This is a genomic window from Sphingomonas sp. M1-B02 (genome assembly GCF_026167525.1).
In the GTDB taxonomy this organism is placed as follows: domain Bacteria; phylum Pseudomonadota; class Alphaproteobacteria; order Sphingomonadales; family Sphingomonadaceae; genus Sphingomonas.
Map to the genome: position 1 here is coordinate 1,153,212 of NZ_CP110679.1, position 15,827 is coordinate 1,169,038.

General features: G+C 65.6%; 13 protein-coding genes. 8 read left to right on the forward strand and 5 right to left on the reverse strand.

Going from position 1 to position 15,827, the window contains the following annotated elements; translation table 11 throughout:
* Positions 1-35 precede the first annotated feature (35 nt).
* The 3 genes from OKW87_RS05515 to OKW87_RS05525 all read right to left on the reverse strand — a co-directional run bounded on the left by OKW87_RS05515 (position 36) and on the right by OKW87_RS05525 (position 4,578).
* The gene (locus tag OKW87_RS05515; protein WP_265542932.1) at positions 36-797 is read right to left on the reverse strand and encodes an SDR family oxidoreductase; all 762 of its coding nucleotides are present in this window, start codon (positions 795-797) and stop codon (positions 36-38) included.
* Positions 794-2,056 carry a spinster family MFS transporter gene (locus tag OKW87_RS05520; protein ID WP_265542934.1) on the reverse strand — a complete coding sequence of 421 codons (1,263 nt, stop codon included), beginning with the start codon at positions 2,054-2,056 and terminating at the stop codon, positions 794-796. Before OKW87_RS05520 ends, OKW87_RS05515 begins: the two co-directional genes overlap by 4 nt.
* Before the next feature lie 74 nt (positions 2,057-2,130).
* Positions 2,131-4,578, reverse strand: coding sequence for a TonB-dependent receptor (locus tag OKW87_RS05525; RefSeq protein ID WP_265542936.1), 2,448 nt, complete (start codon positions 4,576-4,578; stop codon positions 2,131-2,133).
* A gap of 135 nt (positions 4,579-4,713) precedes the next feature.
* On the opposite strand from OKW87_RS05525, the gene OKW87_RS05530 reads away from it, so the two are divergent.
* The gene (locus OKW87_RS05530) at positions 4,714-5,136 is read left to right on the forward strand and encodes a GlcG/HbpS family heme-binding protein (protein WP_265542955.1); all 423 of its coding nucleotides are present in this window, start codon (positions 4,714-4,716) and stop codon (positions 5,134-5,136) included.
* A gap of 1 nt (position 5,137) precedes the next feature.
* Entirely contained in the window at positions 5,138-5,842 is a 705-nt protein-coding gene (locus OKW87_RS05535) for an SDR family oxidoreductase (RefSeq protein WP_265542957.1), read from the forward strand.
* Here OKW87_RS05535 and OKW87_RS05540 read toward each other — a convergent pair.
* The gene (locus tag OKW87_RS05540) at positions 5,839-6,708 is read right to left on the reverse strand and encodes an SDR family NAD(P)-dependent oxidoreductase (RefSeq protein WP_265542958.1); all 870 of its coding nucleotides are present in this window, start codon (positions 6,706-6,708) and stop codon (positions 5,839-5,841) included. The genes OKW87_RS05535 and OKW87_RS05540 overlap by 4 nt on opposite strands.
* A gap of 182 nt (positions 6,709-6,890) precedes the next feature.
* Here OKW87_RS05540 and OKW87_RS05545 point away from each other — a divergent pair, with 182 nt between their 5' ends.
* The 6 genes from OKW87_RS05545 to OKW87_RS05570 are packed head-to-tail and all read left to right on the forward strand — an operon-like array spanning position 6,891 to position 13,670.
* Positions 6,891-7,802, forward strand: coding sequence for an SDR family NAD(P)-dependent oxidoreductase (locus OKW87_RS05545; RefSeq protein WP_265542960.1), 912 nt, complete (start codon positions 6,891-6,893; stop codon positions 7,800-7,802).
* Complete coding sequence (locus tag OKW87_RS05550; RefSeq protein ID WP_265542962.1) at positions 7,802-8,638, forward strand: MaoC family dehydratase; 837 nt, start codon at positions 7,802-7,804, stop codon at positions 8,636-8,638. The genes OKW87_RS05545 and OKW87_RS05550 overlap by 1 nt, the downstream gene beginning before the upstream one ends.
* On the forward strand, positions 8,635-10,086 hold the full coding sequence (locus tag OKW87_RS05555) for a hydroxymethylglutaryl-CoA synthase family protein (protein ID WP_265542964.1): 1,452 nt from the start codon (positions 8,635-8,637) through the stop codon (positions 10,084-10,086). Before OKW87_RS05550 ends, OKW87_RS05555 begins: the two co-directional genes overlap by 4 nt.
* The gene (locus OKW87_RS05560) at positions 10,086-11,294 is read left to right on the forward strand and encodes an acetyl-CoA acetyltransferase (RefSeq protein WP_265542966.1); all 1,209 of its coding nucleotides are present in this window, start codon (positions 10,086-10,088) and stop codon (positions 11,292-11,294) included. Before OKW87_RS05555 ends, OKW87_RS05560 begins: the two co-directional genes overlap by 1 nt.
* A complete protein-coding gene (locus OKW87_RS05565) occupies positions 11,287-12,465 on the forward strand; it encodes an acyl-CoA dehydrogenase family protein (protein WP_265542969.1) in 1,179 nt (392 codons plus the stop codon). The genes OKW87_RS05560 and OKW87_RS05565 overlap by 8 nt, the downstream gene beginning before the upstream one ends.
* The gene (locus tag OKW87_RS05570) at positions 12,465-13,670 is read left to right on the forward strand and encodes a CoA transferase (protein WP_265542971.1); all 1,206 of its coding nucleotides are present in this window, start codon (positions 12,465-12,467) and stop codon (positions 13,668-13,670) included. Before OKW87_RS05565 ends, OKW87_RS05570 begins: the two co-directional genes overlap by 1 nt.
* On the opposite strand, the gene OKW87_RS05575 is transcribed toward OKW87_RS05570, so the two are convergent.
* Positions 13,667-15,826, reverse strand: coding sequence for a molybdopterin-containing oxidoreductase family protein (locus OKW87_RS05575; protein ID WP_265542974.1), 2,160 nt, complete (start codon positions 15,824-15,826; stop codon positions 13,667-13,669). The two genes, OKW87_RS05570 and OKW87_RS05575, sit on opposite strands and share 4 nt — an antisense overlap.
* Position 15,827: the final 1 nt, after the last annotated feature.

Below are 15,827 nucleotides of genomic sequence, written 5' to 3' on the forward strand. Positions count from 1 at the left end.
TACAGACTCGGGCCGAGGTCGAGGCTGGTGACCTTTTAGTCCACCCACCAGTCGCTGCGCCCCGGCGGCACGCGATAGGCGCCATCAATGCGGAACGTGGTCCCGTTGAACATGCGGTTGTGAATGAGGTGCAGCACAGCCTCGGCAAACTCGCTGGCATGGCCTGGGCGGTTCGGGAACTGGACTTGCTCCCGAAGCCAATCCACCATTGGCCCCTTCGCATTGGAGAACATCGGCGTTTCATAGATGCCAGGCGCGATCGTGAGCACGCGGATACCATATCGGGCAAACTCGCGCGCCAGGGGCAGGGTCATGCCGTCGATCCCGGCCTTGGCCGCGGCATAAGCGGCGGTGCCGATCTGGCCTTCCTGTGCGACGATCGAGGAGGTGTTGATGATGACGCCGCGCTCGCCCTGATCGTCGGGCTCGGCGGTTATCATCCGTTCAACGGCGGCCTGCGCCAAGATGAAGCTGCCGAGCGTGTTGACATCGAGCACACGGCGAAAACCCGCGGCGGTCACCTTGCGCCCCGGCCCCGCCGAGAGGCCGGAGTGGCCGGTGCCTGTGGTATTGAGGATCGCGCGAAGCGTCCCGATCTCTCGCGCCAGCGCGTCGAACGCAAGCTCAACGGCTTTCTCGTCCGAGACATCCGCCTCGGCAAAGGCACCGTCCCAGGCGCCCGGTTTCACATCGAGCACGCCGACCCTTGCCCCGGCTTCGCGCAGCGCGACTGCGGTAGCGTGGCCCAGGCCCGAGCCGCCGCCGGCGACGATGACGCCGCTGCCTTCGATCTTCATGGAGTCGTCCCCTCGACTGCGGCAACGTCGGCGGCGATGCGGCGGCTGGCCAACCAGTAGAGCAATGTCGAGAGAAGCCCCATTAGACAGCCGAGCAGAATTCCGGCGCGCAACCCCTCCCCTGCCCCCAGGCTTGGCGCAAGGGCATCGCTAACCGCACCGATCAGCAGCGGCCCCATGCTCAGGCCGACTGCGCTGTTGAGGAACAAGGCGACCGCCAGCGCCGTCGCTTTCGCATGCGGGCCGGCGAGGCGCTGCATCGCCAGCGTGCCGGGCCCATACCAGAGGCTGGTGCAGAAAGCGGCGGCGGTGAAGATGACGAGCGACGCCGCGGCGCTGGGAACTGCGAACATCGCGATATAGCTGAACGTGCCGAACAGCGAGCCTGCGGCCGGAATCTGCGCTAGCGCGCGAATGTTGGCCGTGCCCATCCGGTCGCCCAGCCGTCCGCCGACCAAAGCACCGAGCGTCCCGCCGGCCGCACCGAACAATCCAAGACCGAGACCGATCACGCCGAGCGGAGTCTGGCCGATCGAGTCGCCAATCTGGGTCAGTTCGTCGAGATGGTTGCGGAGATAATAAGAGCCGGCAAACGCCATCGCGCCGTAATTGCAAAAGCTGAGTAGCGCCGAGCCGAGCGCGATAAGCATGAAGGTGCGGCGCGACAGGAGCATCTTCATCGCCGCGGGAAGCGAAGGTACTATTTCGTTGTTCGGCACCGTCTTATGACCCGGATCACGCAGCGTGAGAAGGACGACCAGGCCGATCACCACGCCCGGCAGCCCGGCGCAGACCATCGTCCAGCGCCAGCCGATCATCCCCTCCAGCATGCCGCCGCCAATCAGGCCCACCGCGGCGCCCACCGGCGCTCCGATGGCAAAGATTGCGAGCGCACCGGATCGCTTATGAGGCGGAAAACGGTCGGCGATCAGCGATTGCGAGGGCGGCGCGCCGCCTGCCTCGCCGATGCCGACGCCCAGCCGCAGCAGGAGCATCTGGACGAAGCTGCCCGCAAGTGCAGTGGCAGCCGTGAAGGCGCTCCAGACCAGAATAGCGGCACCGACGACATGCACGCGATTCGACCGATCGGCGAAGCGCGCGATAGGCAGCGCGGCGACACTGTAGAGCAACGCGAAGGAAAGGCCGCTCAGCGCGCCGAGCTGCCAATCGGCGAGGCCTAAGTCGCGCTTGATCGGTTCCGCCAGGATATTGATGATCTGGCGATCGAGAAGGTTGAGCGCGAAGCCGATGGTCAGCACGCCGACCATCCACCCCGCGCTCGCGTTTATACGTTGCTCCCGCGTAGCCGACCCAGCGGGATCCACCTTTTGGCTCAATTGAACGCGAAGCTGAGCTTCACGCCCACCGTCCGCTGCGAATCCAGCGCCGGGATGTTCGAGTAACCGATCGTCGAGAGCGGCGTGGAGTTGTTTGCGCCCGAATCCAGCGGCGTGCGAAATATACCCCCGACGAAGTGCTGGTCGAACAGGTTCCGGGCGAAAACCGCCAGCGTCCAGCTCTCGTCCACGGCGCCGATGCTCAACTGCCCGTTGACCAGGCCATAGCCGGGATTGACGCTGTTGGGATCGGCGACGACGCCATAGCTGCTGCTGCGATAGTTCCACGAAGCATGCGCGTTTAACGTCAGGTCGCCGCCCAGGGTTGCGTCGTAATCGGCAGTGACGCCGCCGGTCCATTCAGGCGAATAGATGAGCGGATAGCCCGCCGCATTAAACTGCGGAGGCGTCCCCGCCGGGAGCCCCGGCTGCACATAGTTGCACTGCCCGGGTGTCGTCGCCGGATTGGCGTAGAGATCATAGCATTGCACCGCGAATTCTGTGAACTCGGTGGGGATATAGGCAATGTTGCCGGAGAGCGTGAAGCCAGGGGCCACGCGCCAAGACATGTCCGCCTCCACGCCCCGGGTGCGCAGACCGCCGGCGTTGGTGGTGGTGTAATAGAAGATGGGGGCGACGCCGACGCGCTGCTGGCCCTGGAAATCCTCGTAATCGACTTGGAATGCATTGAGATTGAATGTGAGGGCGCGATCGAAGAGCTGCGCCTTGAGGCCGATTTCATAAGAGGTCGAAAGCTCCGGACGCAGCGCGAGCTGCGGCTGGTTCGCCGGATGCGAGACCATCGGCCCCTTATACCCCGTGGCATAGGTGGCATAGACGTTGACGTCGGAGGTGATGTCGAACTTCACCGTGCCCTTATAAGTGAATTTGCTCGCCTTGACCCGCGTATCGCCTGAAGTGAGCGGGAGCGCCAAAGCGTGGCAGCTCCCGCCCGAGGCGTAGGCCGCGCGGCAAAGCCAGGGCTCATCGAAATAATCGACCCGCTGGCGCACGATATCGTTGGTGTAGCGGCCGCCCGCGATCAGCGTGAGCCCCGGCGTCACCTCGGCTTCGAGCTGGCCGAAGACCGCCCAGCTGTTGATCTTGGCCTTCACCCACGAGCCATAGCCCTGATTGGCAAAGGGCCCGATCGCGTTGAACGAGACAAGGATCGGCGAACTCTCGGGCAGCGCATTCTGTGTGCCGCCGTTCGAGCCGCGCTGGAACGGTCGCGCGTCGTAATAGAAGCCGCCCAGCGTGTAATTCAGGATGCCGGCGTCGCCATTGATGCGTAATTCCTGGGTGAACTGCGTACCCCCAGAGACATTCTCATTGCGCGAATATACCCGGCGGGGCGTGGCGTCGGTATCGAGACTAATCGGCTGATAAAGATCGCGATACGCGGTGATCGCAGTGAGCGTCGCACCGCCGAGATCGTAATCGACCCGACCCTGCAGCGAGTAAGCCTTTTGCTCGGTGGCGCTCAGACCGTCGGTCGCTACCTCGAGATTTTGAGGTCCTGGCACTAGACCGTAGGGGGCGTTGACCGCGCATGGCCTGAAGCTGCCGAAGCCGCTGCCACAATTGCGCAGCGTCCACAGCCCATTCGCATTGTCGGTTAGGTATCGATACTCGCCCTGGAGCAGGACACTCAACGCGGAGGTCGGCTCCCACAATAGCTTGGCCCGCAGTGAATAGCGCTCATAACCCCAATGGTCCTCGCCGCTGAACAGATCCTTCACGAAGCCATCGCGACGCTGCACCCCGCCCGCGACGCGCAGCGCCAGCGCATCCCCCAGCGGCAAGTTGACGACGGACTGCGCGTTCACTTCGTTCTTGGTGCCGTAGGAAAATGAGCCCCTGAGCGAATATTGGCCAAGCTTCGGGTTGGCGGTGATGATATGGATTACGCCTGCGGAGCTGTTCTTGCCGAACAGGGTGCCCTGGGGGCCCTTGAGAACTTCGATGCGCTCGATATCGGTGAGCGATTGATAGCTGGGACCGGCGAACGACACTTCTGGCAGACCCTGGATCACGTCGTCGATCACGAGCGCAACCGATTGCTCGGATGACATGAGCAACGATTGCGTGCCTACGCCGCGAACGTTGAAGCCGCCGCCGAAATTGGCGTTATAATTGACACCTGGAGACAGGAACTGGACGTCGGCGATGGTAGTGAAATTGCTCTTTTCGAGTCCTTCCGAGCTGATCACCGAGATGGCGATCGGCACATCCTGCAGGGCCTGTTCACGACGTTGGGCAGTGACGATGATTTCGCCATCGGCCCGCTCCGGTTCCTGTGCAGCCTCCGCAGCATCAGGTGCGGCCGGAGCATCCTGAGCACGAGCGGAGTGCACCAGGCCGAAGAGGCTCGTGGTGACGAGAAGCGCGCGAACACCGAGCAATTTCATTATATCCTCCCCAGTCCTGTGTGCCGCGGCCATTGCTATGCTCTCGGCTTATTCCATATGCATAGACATGGCCTGAGTTGGATGCAATAGTAGTTCGTGACGCCGCCATTACGCATGATTTGATGCTATTTTTAGCATTTATGTATGCAAGTCTAGAAGGAGAGAAGGATGTCTAACTCTGTGTCCCGGCTGTCGATCACACAATCGGCGGCGGACAAGCTGATCGAAGCAGCGACCTCGAAGGCGCTGGAGATCGGCGTCAACATGGTGATCGTGGTGGTGGACGAATCGGGTGCTCTGAAGGCGTTGCGCCGCATGGACGGCGCGCCGCTGCTGTCGATCGAGATCGCGACCAACAAGGCCTATACCTCGGCAGCCTATGGCTTCCCGACGCATGGCTGGTTCGAGTTCATCAAGAACGACCCGCCTTTGCTCCACGGCATCGTCCATACGCCGCGCCTGGTGGTGTTCGGCGGCGGCTATCCGGTGACCGAAGACGGCCAGACGATCGGCGGCATCGGCATCAGTGGCGGGCACTACGAGCAAGATATGGTCGTGGCCGAAGCGGCGCTGGCGGCGCTTGCCGGCTGAGTTGCGGAGCGCGATCGTAACCGGCGCGGGCGCAGGGATAGGCCGCGCCGTTGCGCTCGCGCTTGCTGCACGCGACTGGCGCGTGCTGCTCTGCGATATCGATGGCGACGCTGCGGCACGGGCCGCGGCGGACGCCGGGGGGGCTGCAAGTCCGGTGACCGCGGACATCACCGATGACCACGCGCTTGCCGCGCTGATTGCATCCGCTGACTCGTTGACGGCGGTCGTGCATTGCGCGGCGCTCTTTCCCCGCATCAGCCTGGCGGACACCCGTATCGGCGATTTCGATCGCGTGATGGCCGTCAATCTGCGCGCCGCGGTGCAGCTGACATTGCATGCCGCCCGGGCGATGTGCAGCAACGGATCGGTGGTCTTTCTGACGTCCGGAAGCGGATTGCTCGCGTCCGCGGTCGATCCGTTCCAGCAAGGGTTCGCGCTCTATGGCGCGTCCAAGGCGGCGCTCGATCGTTGGGTGGCGGGTGTCGCGCCGGAGCTTGCGGCGGCGGGGATCTTTGCCAGCACGATCACGCCAGGGGCGATCGTCGAAACGCCGGGGCTGGCGCGCGCAGGCGTGACTCCGACACCCGGCGCGGCCACGATCTCAGCGGAGCGGGTTGCCGAGGCGATCGTACGTCTTGCCGAGGATCGATCGGGGAGATTCGCGGGGCAGCGGCTTAATGCTGCCGCGTTCGAGGACTGGCGCTAGACTCGCATGCCACCGTCTACCTGGATAGTCTGGCCCGTGACGTAGCTCGCATCGTCGCTGGCCAGGAATGCGGCCACCGCCGCCATTTCCGAGGGGCGTGCCGGGCGGCGCAGCGGGATGCGGGCGGAGACCGCGCGCTCCATGTGCTCTTGGGCGGTATGGCTCCGATCCTGCTGCGCGAGATGCTCGTAGCGTTGCTGGACATAGGGCGTCAGCGTCATGCCAGGTGAAAATGCGTTCACGCGGATATTCTGGGGGGCGAGCTCCATCGCCAGGTTTCGCGTGAGCGCGATCACGCCGTATTTCGCGGCGGCATAGGCCGAGATGCCGGCCACGCCGTGGTGCGCCGAGATCGAGCTGGTGTTGACGATTGCCCCCGCCCCCGCGCGCACGAGATGCGGGACGGCGTGCTTCGAACAGAGGAACACCGAATCCAGGCTGATCCGCAGCGTATAGTCCCAATCCTCGTAATCGAGATCGGCGACCGGGGTTTGATCGACCGGCCCCGCGCCGGTGCCGCCGCCGGCATTGTTGAACAGGCAATCGATCCGCCCGAAGGCCGCTTCGGCCTGCGCCATCAGTGCGGCGACTTCCACCTCGTCGGTAACGTCGGCCTTTACCGGAAGCACCTGCGCGCCGGTCTGGCGCAGCCCTTCGGCGACGTGCTGCAGTTCCTCCCACCCGCCGAACTTCTCGCGCGGCAGATCGGGGCGATCGCGGCAGAGATCGGCGAGGACGATGTTCGCGCCCTCCTGCGCCAGCCGCAGCCCGATCGCTTCGCCGATACCGCCCGAGCGTCCCGCCCCGGTGATGACCGCGACGCGGCCCTCGAAACGGCGCGCGTTTGTGGTGGCTGGCTGGGGCATGGACATCTCTCCGGAAGCGGTGTTTCGCGTATTGTTGCGCCAGACTGCATGCAAGACAAGGCTATGCCTGCAATTGTAGTGCGCCCTGTTCTTGGAAAACCCGCCACAGAACGAATCCATCTTGCATGCAATCTGCCTTTGCGTATGGCTTCACGAAACGCTGGATCATGTTGGGAGAGACGATGGCAATGCTCGAAGGGCGCACAGTCGCAGTCACCGGCGCCGGCCGGGGAATCGGGCGCGAGATTGCACTGCTTTGCGCGCGCGAGGGCGCGGCTGTGGTGGTCAACGATCCCGGCGTCTCGTCCGAAGGCGAAGGCGGCGATGCCGGCCCCGCGGCGCAGACCGTGGCGGACATCCAGACAGCTGGCGGGCGCGCCTGGGCCAACACCGCCAGCGTCACCGATCCCGCTGGGGCGGCGTCGATCATCGATGATGCCATGCAGCAGTTCGGCCGGATCGACGCGGTGGTGAACAATGCAGGGATCCTGCGCGATCGGATCTGGCACAAGATGAGCCATGAGGATTGGCGCGCGGTGATCGACGTGCATCTGAACGGCGCGTTCAATGTCTCCAAGGCCGCGACGCCCTATTTCCGTGACCAGGGATCGGGGAGCTTCATCCACTTCACTTCGACCAGCGGGCTGATCGGCAATTTCGGCCAGGCGAATTATTCGGCGGCGAAGATGGGCATCGTCGGCCTGTCCCAATCGATCGCGCTCGACATGGCGCGCGCGGGCGTCCGATCGAACTGCATCGCCCCCTTCGCCTGGAGCCGGATGATCGCGACGATCCCACCGACCACGCCCGAAGAGATTGCCCGCGTCGAGCGAATGAAGACGATGACGGCGGACAAGATCGCGCCCTTGGTAGCGTTCCTTGCCTCCGATGCTTCGGCCGAAGTGACCAATGAAGTCTTCGCCGTGCGCAAGAACGAGATTTTCCTCTTCTCCAAGCCACGCCCGATCCGTTCGCTACACCGCTCCGAGGGCTGGACGGTCGAGACCATCGCCAGCGATCTGCTTCCGGCATTTCGCTCCAGCTTTCACGCCATGGAGCGCTCGACCGACATCTTCCCCTGGGATCCGGTCTGATGATCGATCCCGCCGCCCTGGTAGCGCGAGCCCCCATCGAGACGCGGCATAGCCTCACGCCTCAGGACAGCATCCTTTATGCGCTGGGCATCGGCGCGGAGGAGTTGCGCTTCGTCTATGAGGCGGAATTGCGTGCGCTGCCGATGATGGCAGTGACGCTTGCCTATCCGGGCTTCTTCTGGCGAGACCCTCGATATGGCGCGGACTGGAAGCGGATCCTGCACGGCGAGCAGAGCGTGATGCTCCACCGGCCGCTGCCCAGCGGAGGCGAATTCATTGGCCACACCCGCTTCGACGGCGTCGAAGACAAGGGCGCGGACAAGGGCGCGGTGGTGCTGGTGACACGCACGATCCACGGCGCGGACGGCATTCACTATGCCACCGATCGGCGCACGGCATTCCTGCGCGGCGACGGCGGCTGCGGCAGCGCCGGGGCGGCGATCCCCCGCCCCGAGCCGGCGCCTGCCGATACCTCTCCCGATGCCGTGGTGTCGATCCCCACCGCGGCGAACCAGGCCAAACTCTATCGGCTCTCGGGCGATCTCAATCCGCTGCATGTCGATCCGCAAGTGGCGCGCGCCGCCGGCTTCGATCGGCCGATCCTGCACGGGCTGTGCAGCTATGGTGTGGCCGGGCGGGCGATCCTGCGGTTGCTTGCCGGCGACGATCCCGCGCGACTGAAGCGGCTGGATGCGCGCTTCTCCGCGCCGGTCTATCCTGGCGAGACGATCGAGACGCAGATATGGCGCGAAAGCGATGCGGCAGCGCGTTTCGAGGCGCGGGTGGTCGAGCGCGATGTGCGCGTCCTCACCCATGGCTATGCGGAGCTGGCATGACGGAAATCGGGATCCTCGCATTCGGCGCCTATATCCCCCGGCGCAGGCTGCAGCGCGCGGCAGTGCATGCCGTCAACAAATGGTTCGCCCCGGGATTGAGCGGACTTGCCAAGGGCGAGCGCGCAGTGGCCAATTGGGACGAGGATGCGATCACCATGGCCGTGGAAGCGTCGCGCGACTGCCTAACCGGCCTGGACCGGGCCGCGGCGGGCGGCGTGACCCTGGCCTCCACCACCCTGCCTTTCGCCGACCGGCTGAATGCGGGCGTAGTGAAAGAGGCGCTCACCCTGCCCGACGCCGTCCCGGCATCCGACGCCACCGGCAGCCTGCGCGCAGGGACGAGTGCGTTGCTCGCGGCGCTGGAGGGCAAGCAGACGCGGCTGTGCGTGGCCTCGGATCTGCGGAAAGCCCGCCCGGCCTCCGAAGGCGAAATGGTGCAGGGCGATGGCGCGGCGGCTATTCTGGTTGGCCAAGGCGACGTGATCGCGCGCGTGGTGGCGACGTATAGCGTGACGGTCGACATGGTCGATCATTACCGCAGTTCGGGCGCAGACTTCGATTATGGCTGGGAAAGCCGCTGGATCCGCGACGAGGGCTATACGAAGTTGCTCGGCGGTGCGCTGCGCGATGCATTGGCAAAGGCCGGGATCGACGCGGCCTTGATCGACCATGCGATCATCCCGGTGAGCGTGCGCGGCGTGGCGGCGGGGATCGCCAAGACGCTGGGCGTGCGCGCCGAGGCGGTGGTCGATTCGCTCACAGCGACGGTGGGCGACACCGGCGCGGCGCATCCGCTGCTGTTGCTCGCCACCGCGCTCGAGCGCGCAGAGCCCGGGCAGCGCATCCTGCTCGCGGGGTTCGGTCAGGGCGTGGACGTGATCGTGCTCGAGACAACCGAGGCGTTGGCGCGATTGCCGGCGCGGCGCGGCGTGCGCGGGCATCTGGCCGATCGGCAGGAGGAGAGCAATTACCAGCGCTTCCTGTTTCACCGCGGGCTGATCGGGCTGGAGCGCGGCATGCGCGCCGAACTCGACCAGAAGCAGCCGGGGAGCACGCTCTATCGCCACCGCAAGGCCGTGCTAGGGCTGGTCGGCGGGCGCTGCATCAAGACGGGCACGGTGCAATTTCCCAAGTCCGACATCAGCGTCAATCCAAACGATCGCGCCATGGGGACGCAGGAGGATTATCCGCTGGCCGACCGGCTGGCACACATCGTCACCTACACTGCGGACAGCCTCAGCTTCTCGCCCGACCCGCCGACCTATTACGGCACGATCGATTTCGAGGGCGGCGGGCGGCTGGTGGCGATCTTCGCCGAAGTGAGCGCCGACGACGTCGAGGTCGGGCGGCCGATGCGAATGGTGTTCCGCATCAACGCCGCCGACGAGCAGCGCGATTTCATCAAATATTTCTGGAAGGCCACGCCGGCCAGCGAAGGAGGCCAGTGATGGCACGCGGCATCAAGGACAAGGTGGCGATCCTGGGCATGGGCTGCGCGCGCTTCGGCGAGCGCTGGGGCGACGATGCCGATACGCTGATGGTCGAGGCGTTCGAGGAGGCGATTGCCGACGCAGGCATCGAAACCAGCCAGATCGACGCGGCCTGGCTGGGCGTGGCGTTCGACGGGATCAACATCGGGCCCTCGGGCATCCCGCTTTCGATCGCGCTGCGGCTGCCCAATATCGGCGTGACCAAGGTGGAGAATTATTGCGCGAGCGGGACCGAGAGCTTCCGCGGCGCAGTCTATGCCGTGGCGAGCGGCGCGGCGGATATCGCGCTGGCGATGGGCGTCGAGAAATTGAAGGACACGGGCTATGGCGGGCTGCCGGTGCGCAGCCGCGGATTGCTGTTCGACATGGTCGGCGTGACCGGGTCCGCTCCGGGGAATTTCGCGCAATTGGCGGCAGCCTATCGCACCAAGCATGGGGTGGCGAAGGACGATTTGAAGCGCGCGATGGCGCATGTCTCGGTCAAGAGCCATGCCAATGGCGTCAGGAACCCCAAGGCGCATCTGCGCAAGGCAGTCGATGAAGAAACGGTACTCAACGCGCCGATGATCGCCGAGCCCCTAGGGCTGTACGATTGCTGCGGTGTCTCGGACGGGGCGGCATGCGCGATCGTGACGACGCCGGAGATTGCTCGGGCGCTGGGCAAGCTCGATCTGGTGACGGTCAAGGCACTGCAGGTCTCCTCCTCCAACGGCTGGGAATTGCAGCAGGCGGGCGGATGGGACGGCAGCTATTTCCATACCACGCGGGTGGCGGCGGCCAAGGCCTATGAGGAAGCAGGCATCACCAGGCCCCGCGAACAGATCGACTTGATGGAAGTGCACGACTGTTTCTCGATCACCGAATTGGTGACGATGGAGGATCTGTTCATTTCCGAAGAAGGCCAGGGCTGGAAAGACGTGCGCAACGGCTTTTTCGACGCCGATGGGACGATCCCGTGCCAGATCGACGGCGGCCTCAAATGCTTCGGGCATCCGATCGGGGCTTCGGGGCTGCGGATGATCTATGAGAATTACCTGCAATTGCTCGGCCGCGCGGGCGAGCGGCAGCGGAAGGACCCGCCGGCGATCGCGCTGAGCCATAATCTGGGCGGGTCGCCGATCCAGAATGTGTCGTCGATCGCAATTGTCGGGCTGGAGGATGCCTGAAATCAGCCATCGCGGCGGGATCGATGCGGTGTCGTTCGAGGCATTTGTCGAAGAGCTGGGGCGATACGTTCGCGAGCGGCTGATCCCCGCCGAGCGGGAAGTGATCGCGGGCGACGCGATCCCCGAGCCGATCCTGGCCGAGATGCGCGCTATGGGGCTTTTCGGGCTGACGGTGCCCGCCGAATATGGCGGATCGGGAATGAACGTCGGCCAATATGTCGAGGCGGTGCGGATCCTCGCTTACGGGTTGCCTGCGTTTCGATCGATCATTTCGATCAACGTCGGGATCGTTTGCGCCGCGCTGGTGCGGCACGGGACCGAGGCGCAGCGGGCGGAGTGGCTGCCGCGGCTGGCGGCGGGGGACATCGCCTGCTTTGCGCTGACCGAGCCGGATGCGGGATCGGACGCGGCGGCGCTACGGACGCGGGCGGTGCGGGAGGGCGACGGCTATGTGCTGAGCGGGACCAAGCGGTTCATCACCAACGCGCCCTTTGCGAAGCTTGCGCTGGTGATGGCGCGGACCTCCGTCGAGCCGCTGCCGTGCAACGCGCATATCAGTGCGTTCCTGGTGCCGATGGACACGCCGGGGGTTACGGCTGGGCCGCCCGAGGAGAAGATGGGGCAAGCGGGGTCGCAGATCGCCGATCTCGTGCTGGACGAAGTTCGCGTGCCCGCAAGCGCGTTACTGGGGAGTGAGGAGGGCAAGGGCTTCGCCGCGGCAATGCAGAGCCTCGACAATGGCCGGCTGTCGATCGCGGCGACCAGTGCGGGATATGCGCAGCGGATCCTCGACACCGCGATTGCCTATGCATTGTCCCGAAAAGCGTTCGGCGAAGCGATTGCAAACTTCCAGCTGATCCAGGCGATGATCGCCGACAGCGAGGCGGAGATCTATGCGTCCGAATGCATGATCGCCGATGCGTGCCGGCGGATCGATGCGGGCGAGCAAGTGACGGTCAAGGCGGCGAGCGCCAAGATGTTCGCATCCGAAGCCTGTGGGCGTATCGCCGATCGCTGCGTCCAGATTCACGGCGGGGCGGGATATCTCAGGGCATATGATGCCGAACGCTTCTTCCGCGATTCGCGCGTCTATCGCATCTATGAAGGGACGACTCAGGTGCTCCAGCTCGTGATCGCCAAGCGGCTACTCCGCGAAGCGGCGGCGGCCTGATGTACCAGCTGCTTTCCGGGCTGCGCGTGATCGAGGCATCGTCCTTCGTCGCCTCCCCCACCGCCGGGCTCTATCTTGCGCAGATGGGGGCGGAAGTGATCCGCATCGACCAATCGGGCGGGGGACCCGACTTCCGCCGCTGGCCGCGGGGCCCGAGTGGGTTCAGCCTCTATTGGGAGAATTTGAACCGGGCGAAGAAGTCGGTGGCGATCGATCTGTCGCGGCCGGAGGGGCGCGCGCTGATGCAGCGGCTGGCGGCATCGACCGGGCAGTTCATCACCAACTTCCCGATCGAAGGCTTCCTGGCGCACGAAAAGCTGGCGGCGATCAACCCGAAGCTGGTGACGATCCGCGTGATGGGCCAGGCCAATGGCGGTCCTGCGCTCGATTATACTGTCAATTCAGCGGTGGGCATTCCCGGCATGACGGGGCCCGCCGAGCTGGGCGATGCGCCGGTCAATCATGTGCTGCCGGCTTGGGACTTGCTCAGCGGTGCCTATGCCGCCTTTGCGATGCTCGCAGCGATCCAGCACCGAGTGGTGACCGGCCAGGGCCAGGAGGTGCGCATTCCGCTCGCCGATGTAGCGATCGGCACCGTCGCCAATCTCGGCATGCTCGCTGAGACGGTGCAAGAGGGGCACGACCGCCCCCGGCTCGGCAACACCGTCTACGGCGCGTTCGGCCGCGATTTCGTGACACGTGACGGGCAGCGGCTGATGCTGATGGCGATCACGCCGCGGCAGTGGACGGGCATGGTCGAAGTGCTCGGCATCGGCGCGGAAATCGACGCGATCGAGCGCGATCGCGGCGTCTCCTTCGCGACCGACGAGGGCCTGCGCTACGACCATCGCGATGCGCTGTTCCAGCTGGTCGAGGCGCGCGTCCGCGGCTGGGATCGTGCCGCCCTAGAGTCCGCGCTGGAGGCTAAGGGCTGCTGCTATGGCGGCTATGCGACGATGACCGAGGCGGCCAGTGATCCGGTGCTGGTGGGTAATAACCCGATCTTCGGGCGCACCGACAATCCCAGCGGGCTGGACTATCCCGCGCCGGGGCCGTTCGTCACGCTACCGTCGCAGGAACGCGGGGCACCGTTGCGCGCACCGCGGCTGGGCGAGCATACCGGCGAAATGCTGTCGCAGCTTCTCCGCCTGAGCGACGCCGAGATCGGCGTGCTCGCGGGAGACGGCGTAGTAGCGCTCGGCTAGCGCCCCGGGCGCGCTGTCACCGCAATCGCGATCGCGCCGAGGCGCGGCATGCCGGTCCAGTGATCCACGCCGTCCTCGACATGCGTCAACCGATTGACGTTGGCGCCATGCTTGCGCGGATCGTCCGGCTCGCCAAGGTTGCGGCCGAAGCCGTGGGTGAGTGCCACGACGCCGCGGCGCAAGCTGGGCTCGACCTCGGCCACCACCTCGATCCTGCCCCAGCGCGAGCGCAGCTCGACCAGTTCGCCGGCCACCGCGCCGACCTCCGCCATGTCCTCCGGGTGCATATAGGCCGGGTTGGTCTCGACGCCCGGCAGCGGGGGATGGACGCGGATGAAGGCATTGGTGCTGTTCTGGACACGGCGCGCGACCAACTGGAAGGGATAGTCCGCGTCCGTCCCACGGCGCCGCACCGGGTCTTCGGCGCGCACTTCCGCGAGTTCGGCGAGCATATCGGGATCGTCGAGCCGCAGCCGCACGGTGCAGGCCCGGTCCTTGGCACCGACAAAGACGCGCGCCTCGTCGAACACATGACCGTCGGGATGCTTCGCCACTTCGGAGAGCGGCACGGCGGAATTGGTGCACAGTGCCTCGAACACTTGCTCGGTGGTCGGCTCCCGCTCCATGTCGAGCGGGACGGTGTCGGCCGAGCGCAACGCCGCGAGCGAGAGCGGCAGGCCAAACCGCTGCCCCAGGCGATAATATAGCCGCCATACGTCGATCACATCGGCGCCCGCGGGCGGATCGATCACGGCTGGGCGGTACGCGCCATAGGGCACCGCCCAGCCATAGCCATGGTGCACCTTGCGCGCCATTTCGGGCTGGAAGGTCATGATCGGCAGCTCGAGCTGGAGCTTGGTCGCAATCACATAATGCGCCAGCCGCGCGGTGGGCGAGGATTCCACGTCGTGCGTCACCAGCAGGTCGAGGCTCTCAAGCGCCTCCTGGCTCAGCGCCTGTTGCGGCAGATTGAGCCCGCCGCTGATCAGCAGGAAGCTGGCGCGCACCCGCCCCTTGCCCGGCGTCAATATCTCTTCGGCAAAGGCGCCGCCGGGCAGGCCCGCGACCGACTGCTGGAGCCCGCGCACCCGCATATTCTCGCCACCCATCGCCGGACGCGGTGCAATGGCCTGGGCGCGGACAGCGATGGGCGGGCCGAGCACGGGCGGGTTCACATATTCCTGCCCCTCGCGCGCCCAGAAGCCGCGGATCGTCTGCAGGCAGAGCACGAGATAGCTGGTGAGCGAACCTCGCGACGCGAAGGACATGCCGGTGCCGGGGCCGGTGTCGCCGGTCCTGGCGCGGGCGAGAATATCGGCGGCGGCCACCAGGTCCGCCTCCCCTACTCCGGCGCGCGCGGCGACATAGTCGGGGGTGAACGCGCTCACAGCGTCGGCAAGCGCCTGGAGGCCGCTGACATCCGCCTCGACGAACGCGCTATCGACCCCGCCTCGCACGATCAGCAAGTGGATCAGGCCAGCAAGGATCGTCGCGTCCTCGCCCGGGATCGCCTTCAAATGAATCGCCGCGCGGCGCGCGGTCTCGGTGGTGCGCGGATCGATCACGATCAGCTGCATGCCCTGCCGCTGCAATTCCTTCAGCCGCTGCCCCGGATTCTGCCCGAAATATTGCTTCGAGACGATCGGATTGCCGCCGATCAGCAGGAACGCATCGAGCGTCTCGGGCCGCATCCGGCCGCCCTCCCAGGTGCCGTGAAGCGCATCTGCGATCATCAGCCCGGGCTGGTCAAGCGTGGCAATCGAGAAGACCATCGGCGAACCGATCGCCCGCATGAACGCGGCCATCATCGGCGCGCTGGCGTGCTGCTCATTGCCCGCCGAGCCGATGAACGCGGAGACCGCGCGCGGGCCATCCTCGGCAATGATCACGCGGAGCCGCTCCGCGATCTCCTCGATCGCCACTTCGGTCGCGATCGGCTGGTAACTGCCGTCGGGCATCCGCTTCAGGCTATGCATCAGCCGGCCGGGCTGAGCGTGAAGCTGCGGCAGCGTGCGGCCCTTGGGGCAGATGAAGCCGCCATAGAGCGGCGCCCGGCGATTGCCCCCGACCGCCACGACGCGCCCGTCGTCGAGCGTCACGTCGATCGGGCAATAGGCCATGCACATCCGGCAGGTGGAGGTTCTGATTTCCAGCATC